At 37.0% G+C, this 18223-nt stretch carries 20 protein-coding genes; 2 read left to right on the top strand and 18 right to left on the bottom strand.

Annotation, left to right across the window (positions count from 1 at the left end):
• Window positions 1–5: 5 nt before the first annotated feature.
• The 4 genes from ACFQO1_RS04385 to rpsF all read right to left on the bottom strand — a co-directional run bounded on the left by ACFQO1_RS04385 (window position 6) and on the right by rpsF (window position 1680).
• On the bottom strand, window positions 6–476 hold the full coding sequence (locus ACFQO1_RS04385; protein WP_380216754.1) for a DUF6495 family protein: 471 nt from the start codon (window positions 474–476) through the stop codon (window positions 6–8).
• 94 nt (window positions 477–570) lie between these two features.
• On the bottom strand, window positions 571–1026 hold the full coding sequence (gene rplI / locus ACFQO1_RS04380) for a 50S ribosomal protein L9 (protein WP_380216753.1): 456 nt from the start codon (window positions 1024–1026) through the stop codon (window positions 571–573).
• Window positions 1027–1041: 15 nt separating this feature from the next.
• Window positions 1042–1338, bottom strand: a complete 297-nt coding sequence (gene rpsR, locus ACFQO1_RS04375) for a 30S ribosomal protein S18 (protein WP_380216752.1) — start codon at window positions 1336–1338, stop codon at window positions 1042–1044.
• Window positions 1339–1341: 3 nt separating this feature from the next.
• Entirely contained in the window at window positions 1342–1680 is a 339-nt protein-coding gene (gene rpsF / locus ACFQO1_RS04370; protein ID WP_380216751.1) for a 30S ribosomal protein S6, read from the bottom strand.
• Window positions 1681–1910: 230 nt separating this feature from the next.
• On the opposite strand from rpsF, the gene ACFQO1_RS04365 reads away from it, so the two are divergent.
• Window positions 1911–2624, top strand: a complete 714-nt coding sequence (locus ACFQO1_RS04365) for a LytR/AlgR family response regulator transcription factor (protein ID WP_380216750.1) — start codon at window positions 1911–1913, stop codon at window positions 2622–2624.
• Here the strand turns inward: ACFQO1_RS04365 and priA are convergent.
• From priA to nadC, 5 genes are all read right to left on the bottom strand, one after another.
• Complete coding sequence (gene priA / locus ACFQO1_RS04360; RefSeq protein ID WP_380216749.1) at window positions 2621–5050, bottom strand: replication restart helicase PriA; 2430 nt, start codon at window positions 5048–5050, stop codon at window positions 2621–2623. The genes ACFQO1_RS04365 and priA overlap by 4 nt on opposite strands.
• Window positions 5051–5353: 303 nt before the next feature.
• On the bottom strand, window positions 5354–5779 hold the full coding sequence (locus tag ACFQO1_RS04355) for a DUF2147 domain-containing protein (protein WP_380216748.1): 426 nt from the start codon (window positions 5777–5779) through the stop codon (window positions 5354–5356).
• 1 nt (window position 5780) lies between these two features.
• Complete coding sequence (locus ACFQO1_RS04350) at window positions 5781–6344, bottom strand: chalcone isomerase family protein (protein ID WP_380216747.1); 564 nt, start codon at window positions 6342–6344, stop codon at window positions 5781–5783.
• A gap of 40 nt (window positions 6345–6384) precedes the next feature.
• Window positions 6385–7341 (bottom strand): YihY/virulence factor BrkB family protein, encoded by a 957-nt coding sequence (locus ACFQO1_RS04345; RefSeq protein WP_380216746.1) that lies wholly within the window; start codon window positions 7339–7341, stop codon window positions 6385–6387.
• Entirely contained in the window at window positions 7341–8198 is an 858-nt protein-coding gene (nadC, locus tag ACFQO1_RS04340) for a carboxylating nicotinate-nucleotide diphosphorylase (RefSeq protein WP_380216745.1), read from the bottom strand. The genes ACFQO1_RS04345 and nadC overlap by 1 nt, the downstream gene beginning before the upstream one ends.
• A 123-nt stretch (window positions 8199–8321) precedes the next feature.
• Here nadC and rlmH point away from each other — a divergent pair, with 123 nt between their 5' ends.
• Window positions 8322–8795 (top strand): 23S rRNA (pseudouridine(1915)-N(3))-methyltransferase RlmH, encoded by a 474-nt coding sequence (gene rlmH, locus ACFQO1_RS04335; RefSeq protein WP_380216744.1) that lies wholly within the window; start codon window positions 8322–8324, stop codon window positions 8793–8795.
• Window positions 8796–8816: 21 nt separating this feature from the next.
• Here rlmH and ACFQO1_RS04330 read toward each other — a convergent pair whose 3' ends face one another.
• From ACFQO1_RS04330 to ACFQO1_RS04290, 9 genes are all read right to left on the bottom strand, one after another.
• The gene (locus tag ACFQO1_RS04330; RefSeq protein ID WP_380216743.1) at window positions 8817–9122 is read right to left on the bottom strand and encodes a DUF6122 family protein; all 306 of its coding nucleotides are present in this window, start codon (window positions 9120–9122) and stop codon (window positions 8817–8819) included.
• Window positions 9123–9125: 3 nt separating this feature from the next.
• Window positions 9126–10490 carry an aldehyde dehydrogenase gene (locus ACFQO1_RS04325; RefSeq protein WP_380216742.1) on the bottom strand — a complete coding sequence of 455 codons (1365 nt, stop codon included), beginning with the start codon at window positions 10488–10490 and terminating at the stop codon, window positions 9126–9128.
• Window positions 10491–10564: 74 nt separating this feature from the next.
• Window positions 10565–11344 carry a carboxypeptidase-like regulatory domain-containing protein gene (locus tag ACFQO1_RS04320; RefSeq protein ID WP_380216741.1) on the bottom strand — a complete coding sequence of 260 codons (780 nt, stop codon included), beginning with the start codon at window positions 11342–11344 and terminating at the stop codon, window positions 10565–10567.
• Between the two features lie 122 nt (window positions 11345–11466).
• The gene (locus tag ACFQO1_RS04315) at window positions 11467–13296 is read right to left on the bottom strand and encodes a DEAD/DEAH box helicase (RefSeq protein ID WP_380216740.1); all 1830 of its coding nucleotides are present in this window, start codon (window positions 13294–13296) and stop codon (window positions 11467–11469) included.
• A gap of 208 nt (window positions 13297–13504) precedes the next feature.
• On the bottom strand, window positions 13505–14680 hold the full coding sequence (locus tag ACFQO1_RS04310; RefSeq protein WP_380216739.1) for a GlmU family protein: 1176 nt from the start codon (window positions 14678–14680) through the stop codon (window positions 13505–13507).
• Between the two features lie 106 nt (window positions 14681–14786).
• Window positions 14787–15074, bottom strand: a complete 288-nt coding sequence (locus ACFQO1_RS04305) for a type B 50S ribosomal protein L31 (RefSeq protein ID WP_380216738.1) — start codon at window positions 15072–15074, stop codon at window positions 14787–14789.
• 104 nt (window positions 15075–15178) lie between these two features.
• The gene (locus tag ACFQO1_RS04300; RefSeq protein ID WP_380216737.1) at window positions 15179–16867 is read right to left on the bottom strand and encodes an alanine/glycine:cation symporter family protein; all 1689 of its coding nucleotides are present in this window, start codon (window positions 16865–16867) and stop codon (window positions 15179–15181) included.
• A 98-nt stretch (window positions 16868–16965) separates the two neighbouring features.
• Window positions 16966–17976 (bottom strand): potassium channel family protein, encoded by a 1011-nt coding sequence (locus ACFQO1_RS04295; protein WP_380216736.1) that lies wholly within the window; start codon window positions 17974–17976, stop codon window positions 16966–16968.
• Window positions 17973–18203, bottom strand: a complete 231-nt coding sequence (locus ACFQO1_RS04290) for a PspC domain-containing protein (RefSeq protein ID WP_380216735.1) — start codon at window positions 18201–18203, stop codon at window positions 17973–17975. The genes ACFQO1_RS04295 and ACFQO1_RS04290 overlap by 4 nt, the downstream gene beginning before the upstream one ends.
• Window positions 18204–18223: the final 20 nt, after the last annotated feature.

Genomic DNA, 18223 nt, shown 5'->3' with positions numbered 1-18223 from the left:
CGTGACTACCCAACAAGCTTCTCAAAAAACTGAAACAGTTCTCCTTTGGTAATGATAGCGCCTTGCTGAATCAAACTAAAAATATCTGCGTTTTTGTCTGCTGAAAATTCTTTAGTTGCCTCAAAAAACTCAACCGAATCATTCATGTAATTTTGCTGTAGCCACTGGTAGCCCTCTGCTGTTGTTATGTCTTTTGATTCGTCCAGCACTTTGATAAGAATGAGTTGCATCGAAGTTTCTTCAATCTTAAAAAGGAATAGCTGCTGCGGTGCCAGGTTTTCAAGGTAAGTAGCTTTTTGAAGGACTCCTTCCCAAACCAGATCACTAAAAATATCCAATTCTTGTTCGGCAACTTCTGGTTGTTCCTTTTTTATCTTTTCCCACTCGTCTGCTGTGATAGATTGTGTGGCTAAAAAGGTAATGAACTCTTTGTGAAGTTCTTCAAATTGCTCTTTTGTAAGTCGTGTGTATTTCATAAACGAAAAATAAGTTTTAGCGTAAAAATTTTTCAGAATAAAAAAACCCTCCGATGCAATTGCAATGGAGGGTCTGTATTCTTAAAAGAAAGAATTATTTTGCTTCAGCAACTACATCGAATGTAAAATTTGAAATCACATCTCTGTGAAAACGAATGGTTGCTTCGTATTGTCCTGTACGCTTTATAGCTCCACCTGCAATACTAATGAATTTTTTCTCGATAGACACTCCTTCTTTCTCAAGAGCATCTGCAAGATCTGCATTGGTTACAGAACCAAATAATTTATCTCCTTCTCCAGTTTTAGCTGTAATTTTAAGATCTAAAATTGCATTGAGTTGCTCTGCTTGCGCTTGCGCATCTTCAATAACCTTTTTGTCTTTAAACGCACGTTGCTTTAACGTTTCTGCCAATACTTTTTTAGCAGAAGGTGTCGCTAATACTGCGTGCCCTTGTGGGATCAAGTAATTTCTTGCGTATCCATTTTTTACAGCCACTAAATCGTCTGCAAATCCTAAATGTTCTACGTCTCTTTTTAATATAACTTCCATAATCCTATCTGCTTTTTATTTTAATAAATCGGCCACATACGGCATTAAAGCCAAGTGACGCGCTCGTTTTACGGCAACTGCGACTTTACGTTGGTACTTTAAAGAAGTTCCAGTAAGTCTTCTTGGTAAAATTTTACCTTGCTCATTGATAAAACGCATTAAGAAATCAGCGTCTTTATAGTCTACATATTTTATTCCAGACTTCTTAAACATGCAATATTTCTTTGCTTTGGAAGTCTCAATATTAAGAGGAGTAAGATATCTAATCTCTCCGTCTTTTTTTCCTTTTGCTTGTTGTTGTAAAGTTGCCATGAATTATGCTGTTTTTTTGTTACGGTTTCTTCTCTTCTCTGCCCAAGCAATTGCATGCTTGTCTAAGGCTACTGTTAAATAGCGCATTACTCTTTCTTCACGTCTAAACGCAACTTCAAGTTCATTAATAGCGTCACCTTCTACAGTGTACTCAAACAAATGGTAAAAACCACTTTTTTTGTTTTGGATTGCATAGGCTAATTTTTTAAGCCCCCAATCTTCTTTGGATATCATCTTAGCACCTTTAGAAACAAGAATATCTTCAAATTTCTTTACTGTTTCCTTTATCTGATCTTCAGATAAAACGGGATTTAAGATGAAAACAGTTTCGTAATGATTCATAAAAATCGATTAAATTATTAAATAGTACTCTAGGCTTCGTGCCAAGAGCGTGCAAAAATACTATATTATTTCTAATTAACAAACACTAAATCTCATAGAATTTGATATTTTAAAATCTGCTATTTTTCCTACACAAACTAATAAAATGCACATTTTTTACCCTAAAAGTTAAAAAAAGTTGCAGTTCATCGATTATTTGACTATACTTGTCCTAACCAAATTTAATTGATGTGGATAAATCTATATTAAAATGTGCGATTGTAGATGATTCAACACTACAAAGACTTTCGATCGTAAAACTTATTGAAAACCATCCTTCTCTTTCGCTCTCGTCTGAGTATAATAATGCTATCGAAGCAAAGATGGGATTGGCCAATACTGAAATTGACTTAATTTTCCTCGATATTGAAATGCCCATACTTTCTGGGTTTGATCTTTTGGACGATTTGGTGAACAAGCCACAGATTATATTTGTAACTGGTAAGACCAAATATGCCTTTAAAGCATTTGATTATGATGCAGTAGATTATTTACGTAAACCTATCTCAAAAGAGCGTTTCTTAAATGCAGTTCATAAAGCCATTACCATCCACAAACTTAAAAATGAAGATAGCTTTGATGATGAAGATTTCATCTTTGTAAAAAGTAATCTAAAAAAACGAAAAGTTTTCCTAAACGAATTACGCTATATTGAAGCGCTTGGTGACTATGTTAAATTAGTAACAGACCATGACGCATTGGTAGTCCTTTCGACCATGAAGGCATTCGAAACTATTCTCCCAGAAGAACGATTTATGCGCATTCATAAATCTTACATTGTTAATCTTGATAAAGTTGAACGCTACAACAGTAAGGTGATTGAACTTGAAAATGAAGAGCTTCCGTTGAGTAGAAATCGGAAGGCAAAACTTATTGAAGCACTGGCTGCCAGCATGCGTAGCTAGTAATTATCTACGTCTACCACTACCCGAACGCTAGAAAATTCCTTAATTGCATCAAAGCTCCTTTGGACTTTTGTAATTATTTCTTTGGTTTTCGAAATAGATTGCTTCTTGGGGATTTTCACCAGAATATTGGTAATAAATTGATTGCGAATTCTCCCCACCGGAGGCTGTTCTGGCCCCAATACATTTTCATGAAGCTTTAATGCTAATGCCTGAGCGAACCAACGTGAAGATTTCTGCATCTTTTCAAAACCTCTGTCTTTAAACGTTATCTTAATTGTCCTGTAAAAAGGCGGATATTTATATTGGTACCGCTCTTCCATTTGCTGCTCGTACATTTCTTCATAATTATTTGTACTTACTTGTTGTAATATTTGATGATACGGATTAAACGTCTGAATTAACACCTTACCTCTTTTCTTTGTCCTACCCGCCCTTCCTGAAACCTGTTGCAACAACTGGAAGCTACGCTCGTGCGCCCTAAAATCGGGGAAGTTTAATAAATTATCTGCATTCATTACTCCCACCAGGCTAATGTTACGAAAATCAAGTCCCTTAGCCAACATCTGTGTTCCTACTAGAATATCAATCTCCTCATTTTCTAACTTCTCAATTAATTTTGCATACGCATGCTTTCCTTTGGTAGTATCCTGATCCATTCTGGCAATAGCATGCTTTGGAAATAACGATTTCAATTCGGTTTCAATCTGTTCGGTTCCAAAACCTTTAGTATCCAGAGTGTTACTCCCGCAAGCCATACAGTCCTGCAACATTGCCATATGATATCCACAATAGTGACAACGCAGTTCTTTTTTATATTGATGATACGTTAAACTAACATCACAATTAGGACATTGAGGCGCTACGCCGCAGGTTGTACATTCTACAATAGGAGAAAAACCGCGCCGATTTTGAAACAAAATAATTTGTTCCTTATTTTCCAATGTCTCATTTATTTCTTCCAGGAGTCGCTCACTAAAATGACCCTTCATACGTTTTTTTCGATGCGCTTCCTTAATATCTACCAATTCAATTGCTGGCATCAATACATTGCCAAAACGTTTTTTTAACTCGACCCAACCAAACTTAGCTGTCTTTGCGTTGTGATAACTTTCCAGCGAAGGCGTGGCCGAACCCATCAAGGTTTTTGCTTTGTGAAAATTTGCCAGTACAACTCCAGCATCCCTCGCATGGTAGCGCGGCGCCGGATTATACTGCTTAAAAGAACCTTCATGTTCTTCGTCTATTATAATCAGCCCTAAGTCCTTGAATGGCAAAAACATAGAAGAACGTGCGCCGATAATCACTTGAGCTTTGGATTTATTATCCAACACATTATTCCAGACCTCTACTCGTTCATTGACCGAATATTTGGAGTGATAGACCGAAACTTTATCGGCAAAATAATACTGAAGCCGAGTAATAAGTTGTGTAGTCAATGCTATTTCAGGAAGCATGTACAATACTTGTTTTCCTGTTTTTATCACTTCGGAAATAAGACGCACATAGATTTCTGTTTTCCCGCTAGATGTAACACCATGTAACAAGGTCACATCGTGCGTTACAAAGCTTTCTTTTATTTCTGAAAATGCGTGTTCCTGTGCTTCATTTAAGGTTTTTATTTCTGAAGCTGAATCACCTGAATATTGCACTCTGTCTTTTTGAATATAGTACTCTTCCAGAATATCTTTCTCTAGCAATGCTTTAATTACTGAAGCTGTTGTATCGCTTCGCTTCTGAAGCTTTACCGACTCCACACCTTTTTTCTCCTGAGCCGACATCATAAAAAGTGTCATAAGCACTTCTTTTTGTTTGGGTGCCCGGGATAGACTATCCAATAACGTTCGTAAGTTTTCTTCTGTGTGATAGGGAGCCTTCAGCTTAAGGTAGCGTTTCAGTTTGGGTTTGTATTGATCATTTACCTCTTCATGAACAGCAATCACTTTCTTGTTCAGTAACCCATCCAATACTTTTACCACATTGGAGCGATCCAAGATGTTTCGGATATCATTAATATGCAACATGGATTGATGCTGCAAGGCTTCAAAGACCAGAAATTCCTCATCTGTAAAGTTGGTTTCGTCCACTTCACTTTCCGAAGCAAGCGAAATAATGGTTTCACTTTCCAATAAAAATGCACTGGGCAAAGCAGCTCGTATAATTTCGCCAAGCGTACACATATAATAATTTGCGAGCCATTCCCAATGCTTGATCTGAATTTCTGTAATTACAGGTGTTTCATCCAGGATTTGATCAATGGATTTGGTTTCGTATGCCGGCGGATTGTTATTATAAATACTGTAGATAATACCGGTGTAGATTTTTGACTTTCCAAAAGGAACGGCTACCCGCATTCCCTGTCGTAAAAAACCAGCTTCATCTTTATTTACCTGATAGGTAAAGGTCTGCTTAAGAGGAATAGGCAATATGACGTCGATGAAATAGATAGTATTTTGGTATGTTAGATGGTTAGATGGCTAGTATGTTAGTATGTTAGATGGTTAGTATGTTAGAATATGGCCATTACATATTCTCTCACTTCTCACTTCTCACTTCTCACTTCTCACTTCTCACTTCTCACTTCTCACTTCTCACTTCTCACTTCTCACTTCTCACTTCTCACTTCTCACTTCTCACTTCTCACTTCTCACTTCTCACTTAATGAAAGTAAAAATAAAAAAGGCCACTCAATAAATGAGCAGCCTTGTTATATACTTATAAACAGGTTTCTATTTAACTCGATACCAATATTGTGTCCTTCCTAACAGTGAAAATCCTATATAGCCTCTCACCTTCAGTTTATCTTTGGACGCCAATTGTATGTAACTTTTATACTCCTTCCCATTTTCAGGATCCAGAATGGTTCCTCCATTGTATTCGTCTCCATCTTTTTCCAGTCCGCGTAAAAAAGTAAGACCTACAATAGGTTTATCTTTATCCTTTCCGGTACATGCGATACATTTAGCATCTTTAGGAGCATCGGGATCAAGGATTTCGATAATTTTGCCGTAGGCTTTTCCATCTTTTTCATAGATTTCAATAATCGACTTGGCTTCGCCAGTTACATCATCTACCGTTTTCCAAGAACCAAATACATCTTGTGACTGTACAGTAAGGAAACTAATAAGGAATGTAAAAGTTAATAGAAACTTCATCTTATTTACCTAACATTGCTTTTTTAAGCTTGCTGTCTGCAGGATCGTTTCCTAACCAGATCCCAAATAATGCTTTTTTAAAAGCCATTCCTTTAATGGTCCCTAATTCTTTACCGTTTTTGTAAGATACTACTCCTTTCCCTTTTTGGTGCGTAATGTCAAAGGTATCGCCTTCAACGATTTCATCTTTAAACAATCCCATAAATGACTTAATTTCGGAAGCGATCATAGAGGTATTTCCACCTGTAGAAGCATCAAAACCTTCGGTTACTGCTTCACTCATTGCGTCACTTGAAACGAAGCTGGAAGTAATTACGAGACGAATGGCCATGTTCTCATCTGAATTCATAATACTTTTAGCATCGCTTGACTTGGTTGCTAGATATAATCCACCAGAATATAGTTTTAATACCATGGCTTTTTTACGAATACCAGCTCCATTTAAAGCTAAGTCCTGCCCGCCATAGTTCAATGTGTTAGGTAATGTTACTTCACCTACCTGTGTTTGTGCAAAAGACATATTCATGGTAACTAAAGCGATGATTAATACTGCTAATTTTTTCATTTTTTTAATTTTAAGTGTTGATTTAATTTAGTGTTTCCTGTTACTCAGGTTTATTTTTATCTCTTAATCGTTGCATGGAAATATTAAGTTCAAATCCCAACAACAATAAGTTCGAATTTATCCAAATATATAACATCATAATTAATATTGCTCCTAGTGACCCATACAACTCGTTATAATTCGAAAAATTATCAATGTATATACCAAATAAATAGGTAGTAACTAAAAACAAAAATGTTGTAATTGCTGCTCCTATGGAGAAGAAACGTGATTTTTTACTTTCCTTCGTACCAAAATAATAGAGCGTTGCAATAATGATGTACACCATGATGACAAAGACCGTGATCTGCAAGGCGGATATCAAAAATAAATCATTAGAAACAAAATTTCTTCCTTTTAATTCACTTATTAAATACTCACCATACAAGATAACCCCAACCGTAATTAACAACAACAGTGCCAAAACAATAGACACTAGTAACGCGATAGCATATTGCCTAAAAAAATTTCGATTCATAGTCACATGAAACGAATATTCAAACGAGCTAAAAATAGAATTTACTCCGTTGGCGGCAAGGAATAGTGATAAGAAAAAAACAAAGGACAATAAACCACCTCTTGGGTTTACCGCAATATCTGCAATAATGGGATAAAATAGTTCGCTAGTTTGGGAGGGTAACAGATTTTCCATAAATACCAAAAAGCGGGTCTGAAAGCCATCTACTTTAATTAATGGAATGAGATTCAGAATAAATAGCAAAAAAGGAAATAACGCTACAAAAAAGCTATAGGCAATAGAACTGGCTCTGGTAGAAAAAGTCCCTTTTATAAGTCCCGTTCCATAAATATCCATTAAATGATACAAGGAAAGACCATAAGTACCAGGGATAATGATGTTTTTACTGATTGCGACTGCCTTTTCTCCTACACGATCCACGGTAGCAAGAAACTTTCTTACAACTTTATATTTGTGTTCTTTATGCTCCTCTTCTGGCATTAAACAGCTTTTAAACTTAAGTCCATATTGTAAACCGAATGAGTGAGTGCTCCGCTACTTATAAAATCCACACCACACTCTGCATAATGCCTGGCAGTTTCTAAAGTTATTCCGCCACTCGATTCGGTTAGACAGGTATCACCAATAAGAGCTACTGCTTTTTTGGTATCTTCATAATTAAAATTATCTATCAAAATCCGGTACACCCCTTCATTCTCAAGTATCTCTTTAATTTCGTCGAGATTTCTGGCTTCTACAATTATTTTTAGTCCAAGTGAATTTTCATCTAAATATTGCTGCGTTTGAGCAATTGCTTTGGTAATTCCGCCACAAAAATCAATATGATTATCTTTTAACATGATCATGTCATATAGCGCAAAACGGTGGTTTTCTCCGCCTCCTATTTTTACAGCCCATTTTTCTAAAGCACGAATTCCAGGAGTCGTTTTTCGAGTATCTAAAATTTGTGTTTTGGTTCCTTCCAGTAATTTTACATACTGATTTGTCTTTGTAGCAATCGCACTCATACGCTGCATAGCATTGAGTACAAGGCGTTCACTTTTTAAAATTGATTGTGACAAACCTGACACATAAAAGCATATATCTCCGTATGCAACGGTAGCCCCATCCTCTATTTTTACATCAACTTCAAGCCCTGGATCCACAAATTCGAACACACGCTTTGCAAATTCAATTCCAGCAATAACTCCTTTATCTTTTACCAGAAGTTTTGCTGTGCCTCTTGCATCTTCTGGAATACACGCTAATGAACTGTGGTCTCCATCCCCTACATCTTCACGAATTGCATTCGCAATAATTCCGTCTATCTCTCTGTTAAATTGTTTTTTTGAAATCATACTTGACAATTTTTAGCTAAGTTATAAAAAGTACCGCAGTATGCATCGGCAGCACAGAGTATTTTATAGCATTGAAATCTATACTTCTGAAAATACCGCGACAACTATTGTTATATTTGAAATATGAAAATCACACTTATCGCCATAGGAAAAACAGATGATAAAAAGCTGATGGCTTTAACTGAAATGTATATCAAACGTCTCCAGCATTATGTCTCCTTTTCTTTTGAAATCATTCCTGATATAAAAAATGTAAAGAATCTAAGCGAAGCACAGCAAAAAATAGCCGAAGGTGAAGCCATATTAAAAAACCTTCAGCCAAGTGATCAACTTATTTTATTAGATGAAAAAGGAAAATCTCACTCTTCTGTTAGTTTTAGTGATTTTCTTCAGAAAAAAATGAATAGCGGACTTAAAAATCTGGTATTTGTAATTGGCGGACCTTACGGATTTAGTGACGATATCTATGCACGTGCTCATGGTAAAATTTCACTTTCGGCCATGACATTTTCGCATCAAATGGTTCGTTTATTTTTTGTGGAACAACTCTACCGCGCCTTTACAATTTTACGCAACGAGCCGTATCATCATCGCTAAAACATTCCGAAGTCAATACAATTACATAAGACAGTCGACTCCATCTGCTACCATGTGAAGCAATAAACCCAAGGCAACTAACCTAAAGGGTTTAAAAAAAAGTAATACTACATAGCATCCAATCGCCCCATACGAATGGAATAGATGAAATCCAACGCTACATCTATTGGGGTCAAATACAGGATCTGCAAATAAGTGGTCTGCATCGACCACCATCATAGCGATCATGATCAAAAAGGCTTTTTTCCAGTATGTTTTGTAAAATAACAATGCTACTCCCAACGGAAGGAGAAGATGTAATCCATAATGAATAACGGTTTGCCACACAGCTTACTGAAGTCTAAAAAATCGTTTCATCCATTGCAACTTACTTTCAGAATAAGGTGCATATTTAATTGGCAGTTCCAGCCAGGTAGGCTTATCCAAAATACTTTTATAATGCGTAAAACAATCAAAGCCCGATTTTCCATGGTAGGCTCCTATCCCGCTTTTTCCTACACCACCAAAAGGCAATTTAGGATTGGTTATATGCATCACAGCTTCATTAATAGCCCCTCCACCAAAAGAAATCTGAGTTAAAATTTTTTTCTTTATGTTTTTATCCCCTGTAAATACATAGCATGACAAGGGTTTAGAAAGTTGATTAACCTCATGAATCGCAGCATCTATATTAGTATAGGAGATTACAGGAAGTATAGGCCCAAAGATTTCTTCCTGCATCACAGCATCGTTAAAAGTTACATCTTTCATTAAAGTAGGCTGAAAGTACCTAGTTTTTTTATCTACCTCACCACCAAAATAAATTTTCTCTTTAACCAGCATTTTTTCCAACCGTTCCAGATTATCGTCATTAATGATTTGAAGGTAGTTATCATGCTCAAACGCATATTTGGCATTGAGAATTTCCTGTTTCGCCAATTCTAAAAACTTTTGCTCAACAGCCTTATCTATCATCACATAATCGGGAGCAATGCAGGTCTGACCCGCATTTAAAAATTTTGCCCAAATCATACGCTTTGCTGTAATCTTCAAATTGGCATCTTTGGTAACAAACGCAGGACTCTTACCGCCCAATTCTAACGTAACAGGAGTTAAATTTTCGGCAGCTGCTTTATAGACAATTTTTCCTACTTTGGTACTTCCAGTAAAGAATATTTTATCAAATTTTTGTCGAAGTAACTCAGTCGTTTCTTCCACTCCTCCTTGAACTACATGAAAATAAGATGACGAAAAATTAGCATTAATAATATCTGCCATGACTTGAGCTGTACGGCTTGGCAGTTCACTAGGTTTTAGCACTACGGTATTCCCTGCCGCAATAGCTGCAACAGCTGGAGCTAATGAAAGTTGATACGGATAGTTCCATGCCCCAATAATAAGACACACGCCTAATGGTTCGGGGAGTATGTAACTGGATGCGGGAAAATTAGGTAGATTGGTCGGGACTTTTTTCTTGCGGGCCCAAAGATGCAAATTTCGCTTTGCATCCTTGATATCATGATACAACAAAGCCAATTCTGTCACATAATTTTCAAATGCAGATTTTTTAAAATCGGCATAAATAGCTTCATTTAACTTGTCTTCATTACTTTTTAGAAGAAATTCAAGTTTGTTGAGTTGCTCAATTCTAAATCGCAACTCTTTAGTTGTGTGCGAATTAAAATAATCACGTTGTTGGGTAATCAATGCTTTCATAGTAGGGCTGAAGAAAAGAGACTAAAGATACTATTTTGTAAGGATTTTCTTGCTGAAAATTTATAGAAGTACTTTTAGCCTTTCTTTCTGTTGAGCACTTTGTACTCTTCATAGCATTCACTAATCGCATCTAATATCTGAAGATCATTGGCCGAGCGTATAAAATCTTCGGAATAACTACACTTATTTAAAATTTCATCAATATCAACTTTCTCTAACTGAAGCACCGCCATCAACGTTTCCCTGTCAAACTTAGATTGTAATAAGTTTCGAATCGCATCATCTTCTTTCATCTTCCGAAGCTTCCGCATTTGTTTGGGTCGCTTTCCGAAGACATTATATAGAAAATCGGCCGGATTAAAAATCGCTCCCAGCACTTTGGTGATGGCTCCTGGCTGCTGATTTCCACCTTCGTATCCAGAACTCAGTCCAGAAATTCGGTATCGATAATTATCATATATGGGAATAATCTTTGCATCCACCTCCACATAGCCTGTAAGCTGAACGGGGCGTACCACAACCTCCTCAAGTGCAATACTCAACTCCGTCATCTTAATTTTGATTTCCCCATATTTAATCCAGTCGTTATTTACACGAACTCGCAATGATTTAAATCCTAAGTATGAAAAATACAAGGTATCATTTACAGCAGCACGTATTTTAAACGAACCATCTTTATTGGTTGAAGCTCCCTGTACACTGTTTAAGTTTACAATGTTAACATTCTCCAGCGGAAGGTCATTAGCGTCATTCAAAACTTTTCCTTCAATAAAAGGAGGCTGCGCAATGGATTCCTGTGCAAAAGCTTGGAAAGCCATCACTAAAAAGAATAAGAAAACAACTAATTTTTTCATTTATATCACAAATATACTATGAATAGACGTGAATTTCGTGCCAAAGTTTCAAACCTCCAGGAATAAATTTAAAATACTTGAATCATTTCTTGTCATCCATCAATTAGTACCGATTGACAAATTTAGCTTCGTCTGCGTCTGCCACCAGTACCGCTAGAAGGTTTATCGCTGCGTCTTCTGCTCTTACCTTTAAATTGTCCACTTCCAGAATCACTACCAGACTTACTGCGTTTTTTAAATCCGCTACCTCCACGATCTCCGCCACCAGAATTTCTTCCTCCGCTGCGTCTTCCGCCTCGGCTATCATCGTTACGTCTTCCACGACCCCGACCTTTGTCGCGACCACGACCTTTTCCGCCGCCATCGGTAGAAACCTCTGCATTTACATTACGACCATCTAATTTAAAATCGGCAAAAGCATTCAGCACTAAATCTTTGTGTTTTTCATCTACATTAAAAAATGAAAAACTATCCTTGACATCTACTTTATACACCTCATCTTTTCCAAGGTTTAAAAGATCCCGCAAGAAATCCTTCAAGCTCATCCACGTAAAGTCATCTTTATTCCCCACATTTAGGAAAAATCGCGTACTTCCAGTATCGTCACTATAATCACGATCTGGTCCGGCATCCTGATTAATATCTTTTGCCTTATTATAGTAGTTATAAAACCGTGTAAATTCTACAGAGAAAAATTTCTTGATCAGTTCTTCTTTCGAAAAACCTTCCAGCGCTTCGTTGATTTTAGGTAAATAGACATCAATATCATGATTGATCTCAGTCTCTTTAATATTATTTGTAAGATGCATGAGCTGCTTTTCACAAATCTCCATTCCTGAAGGAACTTCTTTTTTCACAAAAGACTTTTGGATCTTTTTCTCAATACTCTTTATTTTTCTTATTTCACTCTTGGTAACAATCACCATGGAGATTCCATTTTTACCAGCCCGGCCTGTTCGTCCGCTTCGGTGTGTATAGGTCTCTATCTCGTCTGGCAATTGATAATTGATCACGTGTGTAATATCATCAACGTCAATCCCACGGGCAGCCACATCGGTAGCCACAAGCATCTGAATTTGACGATTTCTGAATTGCTTCATCACGATGTCACGCTGATTCTGACTCAAATCTCCGTGAATGGCTCCTGCATTGTAACCGTCTGCAATTAGCATTTCTGCAACTTTCTGTGTGTCGCGTTTTGTTCTGCAAAATACAACCGAAAAAATTTCTGGATTGGCATCTGCCAAACGTTTTAAAGCAGGATAGCGGTCTCTACCAGAAACAACAAAGTACTCATGCTCCACATTTTCTGACCCTACATTCTTAGATCCTACAGTTACTTCTAGCGGATTATGCATGAATTTTTTGGCGATCGTAGACACTTCCTTTGGCATCGTTGCACTAAATAACCAGGTGCTTTTATCTTCTGGAGAATGAGAAAGAATTTCTGTAATATCTTCATAAAAGCCCATATTTAGCATTTCGTCTGCTTCATCTAGGACACAATACTCAATTTTAGAAATGTCGATCATACGACGGCTAATCATATCCTTCATCCGCCCTGGTGTCGCTACAATAACCTGCGCGCCTTTTTTAATCTGGCGTGCTTGATCTGTGATACTCGCGCCTCCATAGATAGCAACTACGTTTAATCCTTTCTTGTACTTTCCGTAGGCCTGCATTTCATTTGTGATCTGCATACATAATTCACGAGTAGGAGATAGAATTAACCCTTGTGTGGTACGGCTATCAATATCAATTTTTTGCAGCATTGGAAAACCAAATGCGGCGGTTTTCCCAGTCCCTGTTTGCGCTAAGGCAACAAGATCTTGGTCTTTTTCTAATAATAATGGAATGGCTTGTTCTTGAACTTCACTTGGGGTTTCAAAACCCATGTCTGTAATGGCCTGGAGCAATTGCTCGTCTAGACCTAGTGCTTTAAATGCGGTCATTGTATCTTATAAATATATGTTTAGTGTGCTATGAGAAGCGAATACATATACCTACGAACTCCACTTTGCACTACCTCACCCTGAGGATTTTTATTCTGGAAACTTTCATTTCCCAATTTCAAGGTGCAAAAGTACTGCTAATTAGTAGTATAAACACTACAAAACAAGTATTATTTATGGCTTTATGAAAACTTTGTGAAGATAGTCTCTAATTACGGCGCCATTGAGCGGTTGCTTCAAAGACATGCTGCATTATTTTTTTATCCTCTTCGGAAAATACAACACTTCGCCTTGCCATGACAATTTCTGCCACTTCAAAAGCCCGCTTCGTCGCATAAGTCGTCATTCCTTGCGCTCCCCCCCAACTGAAACTAGGTATAAAATTTCGTGGATATCCGCTTCCGAAGATATTAGCACTCACCCCTACCACTGTCCCAGTATTAAACATGGTATTAATCCCACACTTACTGTGATCGCCCATCATCAAACCACAAAAGGTCAAGCCCGTTTTTGCAAATTTTTCGGTCTCATAATCCCAAAGGCGCACTTCGGTATAGTTATTTTTAAGATTAGAGTTATTCGTATCTGCGCCCAGATTACACCATTCGCCCAAAACCGCATTCCCAAGGAATCCATCATGCCCCTTATTTGAATATCCAAAAATAACCGAATTATTGAGTTCTCCGCCAACTTTGCTATACGGTCCTATGGTACATCCCGTATAGATCTTGGCATTCATCTTTACTGTAGCACCTTCACACAAGGCAAAAGGACCACGTATCATTGAGCCTTCCATAATTTCAGCATTTTTCCCAATATAAATTGGTCCCTCGGTCGCATTTAGACTACACAAAGGAAGTTTGGCACCTTCTTCAATAAAAATGTTTTCTTTACTGAAAGCTACGGCCATTTCTGGAATAGGCTGCGAAGTCCGATCTTTAGTAATCATTTCAAAATCCCGCTTAATAGCTTGGTGGTTCTTACTGAAGATATCCCATGTGTGTTCTATTCGGAGGACATCATCATAGGTATATTGTACGATATTATAGGTATCAAAATCGACTTCTTGCCCTTCAGAGGTAAAAAAAGCAATTGGTTCCTCATTATAAAACACTGCCTGATTTTCTTCCAGCCCCTTAACAATTTTTGCTAAATTTTCTGAAGGCAAAAAAGAAGCATTGATCAAAATATTTTGGTCTAATTCGACCATGGGCCATTTTTCACTTAAATAATCCTCGGTCACTGTTGTAGTGGTAAATCCGAGTATATGTTCCCATTTTTCTCTTATTGTCATAATTCCTATACGGATATCTGCAACAGGTCTTGTAAACGTAAAAGGTAGTAATTGGTTACGAACAGAGCCGTCAAAGAGAATGTAGTTCATGCGTTGGAGTTATGAGTTTCTATTTATAAAGGTAAAGATAAGAAACTTGAAAAATAAAAAAGCCTTTGATTTCTCAAAGGCTTTTACACTATTATATAGAGGATGCTTATTCGCTATCCTTTGCTTCTTCTTTTGCCGCTGCAGGCTTCTTAAATTTTGCGTACTTGTTTTTGAACTTATCAATACGACCAGCAGTGTCAATTAGCTTAGACTTACCAGTATAAAAAGGATGTGAAGTTCTTGAAATTTCCATTTTCACTAAAGGATATTCAACACCATCAACTTCGATAGTTTCCTTTGTATTTGCTGTTGACTTAGTTAAAAACACATCTTCGTTTGACATATCTTTAAAAGCAACTATTCTGTAATTTTCCGGATGGATATCTTTTTTCATCTTCTTTCTTTTAAAAAACTTCTCAATTTTGAGTTTGCAAATTTAAGAATTAATACGAAACCAACAATACATTCGTATTATTTTTTTCTAAATTTAAATTTGTGCTATTCTATCGCTTCTCTTTTCAGTTTAATGGCATCTAGGTATCTTTTTAATTGCTTCTTCACCACAGGGAATAAGAAGAATAGACCTATCATATTAGGGAATACCATCGCAAAGATCATAGCGTCAGAGAAGTCCCATATCGACTTCATACTCGCTGCTGCTCCAATAACAACAAATGTTAAAAATAATAACTTATAGGTAAGATCTGCGATTCTCCCTCTTCCGAAGAGAAATTTCCACGATTGTAATCCGTAATACGACCATGAGATCATTGTAGATACTGCGAATAGAACAACGGCTATTGTTAAGAAGACATCAGAATACGGAATATACTGTGCAAAAGCTTCAGAAGTAATTCCTGCCCCTTCAAAAGAAACGCCATCGATAAATACCGCTCCGCTTCCATCACCACCATATTCAAAGAAACCTCCAAAATTAAAGATAATGATTACCAAGGCTGTCATGGTACAAATTACTACAGTATCGATAAATGGCTCTAACAATGCTACCAATCCTTCACTTGCAGAATATTTTGTTTTTACAGCAGAGTGTGCAATCGATGCAGATCCTGCTCCAGCTTCATTTGAGAATGCCGCTCTTTTAAATCCGACCAACAATACGCCAATTAATCCTCCTACCCCTATCGCAGTTGGGTTAAATGCTTCAGTCACGATAAGGCTTATGGCATCGTCGATTAAACTAAAGTTGCTAAAGATGATGAATAAACAACATACAATATATAAAACCGCCATTAAGGGTACTACTTTTTCTGTTACCGAAGCAATTCGCTTGATACCACCAATAATGATAATACCTACTAATATTGCCAATACTACTCCAACAATAGCTCCTGCAGCCGTACTTTCCCAATTAAACATTTCCTTAATGACAATAGTTGCCTGATTCGATTGAGCTGCGTTTCCACCTCCAAAAGAACCTCCAATACAGAAAATTGCAAACAAGACCGCTGCAATTTTTCCAAGCCATTTAAACCCTCTTTCTTTAAGACCTTTACTTAAATAATACATAGGACCTCCATAAATCGTCCCGTCTTCTCCTACATCTCTATACTGAACTCCTAATGTACACTCTACAAATTTTGTAGACATACCAAGCAATCCACAGACGATCATCCAGAATGTTGCTCCCGGACCTCCTAACGCAATCGCCAAGGCTACCCCTGCAATATTTCCGTTTCCAACTGTTCCCGAAACAGCTGTAGCCAATGCCTGGAAGTGACTTACTTCTCCATCACTACTTTCATCCCTAATGGTATCTCTAATGTCTCCATCTACTGCTAGTTCATCTACGGTTTCAAGATGTTTGTCAATACTGTCTACTTTATTGATATCAACTCCTTGTGCGATACCTCCTTCTCCATACAGTTCTTTAGCACCAAATTTTTCAATATCCTCATATTTTCCTCTAACTGTATTGATTGCCTTTCCGAAGAAACGAATGTTTGGAAATCCAAAATATATAGTAAAAAATAATGCACTTCCCACTAATAATATGATAATGAACGGCCATCCTTCTGCAACTTCAAAAAAGATAACACTAGAAAAGAAATCTGAAATGGGCGCAAATGCCTGATCGATCTTTTGGTCTAAACCAACTTCTTCAGTTTCTTGTGCAAATGTTAGTAAAGGAGTTAATGTGATAAAAAGAGAAAGAAGAAATTTCTTCATAATTTTGGTATTAGTGAAACGTTGTTTTTTACAGCGAAGCAAGATGCTAAAAAAAAGTGCTAATTCAAATTTTTAGGCGTTAAATTGTTAACGTTTACTTAAACCTGATAAAAATCCTTCAGCTTTTCTATCTGATTTGAACGCCCAATTAATATTAGCTTAGAACCTTTTTTCAAGATCAAAGAAGGTTCTGGGTTTACAATATACTCTCCATTAGGCCTTTTATACCCTATAATAGAACACCCAGTATTTTTTCGCACATCCAGATCCATAATAGCTTGTTCTTGTCCGTTTTTACAGATTTTCTCAAAAGGAACTTGTTCCACGTTGATACTATCATTTTCTCCTGAAACTGATAAGTTATCAAGAAACTCCACCAGATCTGGAACAACTACAAGTGACGCCATATGATCCCCACCTATCTTGTCTGGCATGATCACATTATTCGCACCTGCCAGTTTTAATTTTTTATAGCTCGTTTCTTCTGTAGCACGACTTATGATTTTTAATTCTGAATTAATCTGACGAGCAGAAAGGACAATAAATAGATTGTCAGCATCGCTTGGCAAGGCACAAATCAAAGCACTCGCTCGCTCAACCCCTGCCTCTTTCAAAATATCATCTTCACTCGCATTTCCTTCTACAAAAAGCATTTCTTCACTCATAAACCGATCTACGACCTCGTGATCTTTTTCAATAATGACAAATGGCTCATTGTAATCCAATAATTTTTCGACGGCTTGCTTCCCATTGCGACCGTATCCACATACAATAACATGATTCTTCATATTTGCTATTCTTTTATAAACTCGCTTTTCTCTTAAATTTCCAATATTATTTTTCTGAAGAATATATTCAGTAACCACACTAATAGCATATCCAACTATAAAAATACTGGACACAATTAAAATTGAAGTAAATAATTTATCGCCAGCATCCAAAGGCTGTACTTCTCCATAACCAACAGTAGTAATGGTAATGACCGTCATATAAATAGCATCTACCCACGAATAATTGGAAAGAAATCGAAATCCCATGACCCCTGCCAACACGACAAAGAGAAGGAGTGAAAGGGCTAGATATATTTTTTTCTGAAAAAAATGTCTCATAGATCAAATACCGAAGTGCGTTTTGTATATACCAGATCTTTTAACCGAAGCCAGAACGCTAACGTTAAATAGATTGCAAATCCAACACCTAATGTTGCAAATGACACATAGATAAAAAACAACCGAACACTCTTTGCCCGCATTCCCAAACGATCTGCCAAACGAGAGCTTACATAAAAGCCTCGCTTTTCAAAGTAGTGCCGTATTTTATATACAAACTGTAACATTACTGCAAAATACAGCTTTT

This window comes from Jejudonia soesokkakensis (assembly GCF_042664795.1).
Lineage (GTDB): Bacteria > Bacteroidota > Bacteroidia > Flavobacteriales > Flavobacteriaceae > Jejudonia > Jejudonia soesokkakensis.
The sequence above is the reverse complement of the archived record's forward strand: the minus strand, read 5'-3'. Positions and strand labels throughout refer to the sequence as shown.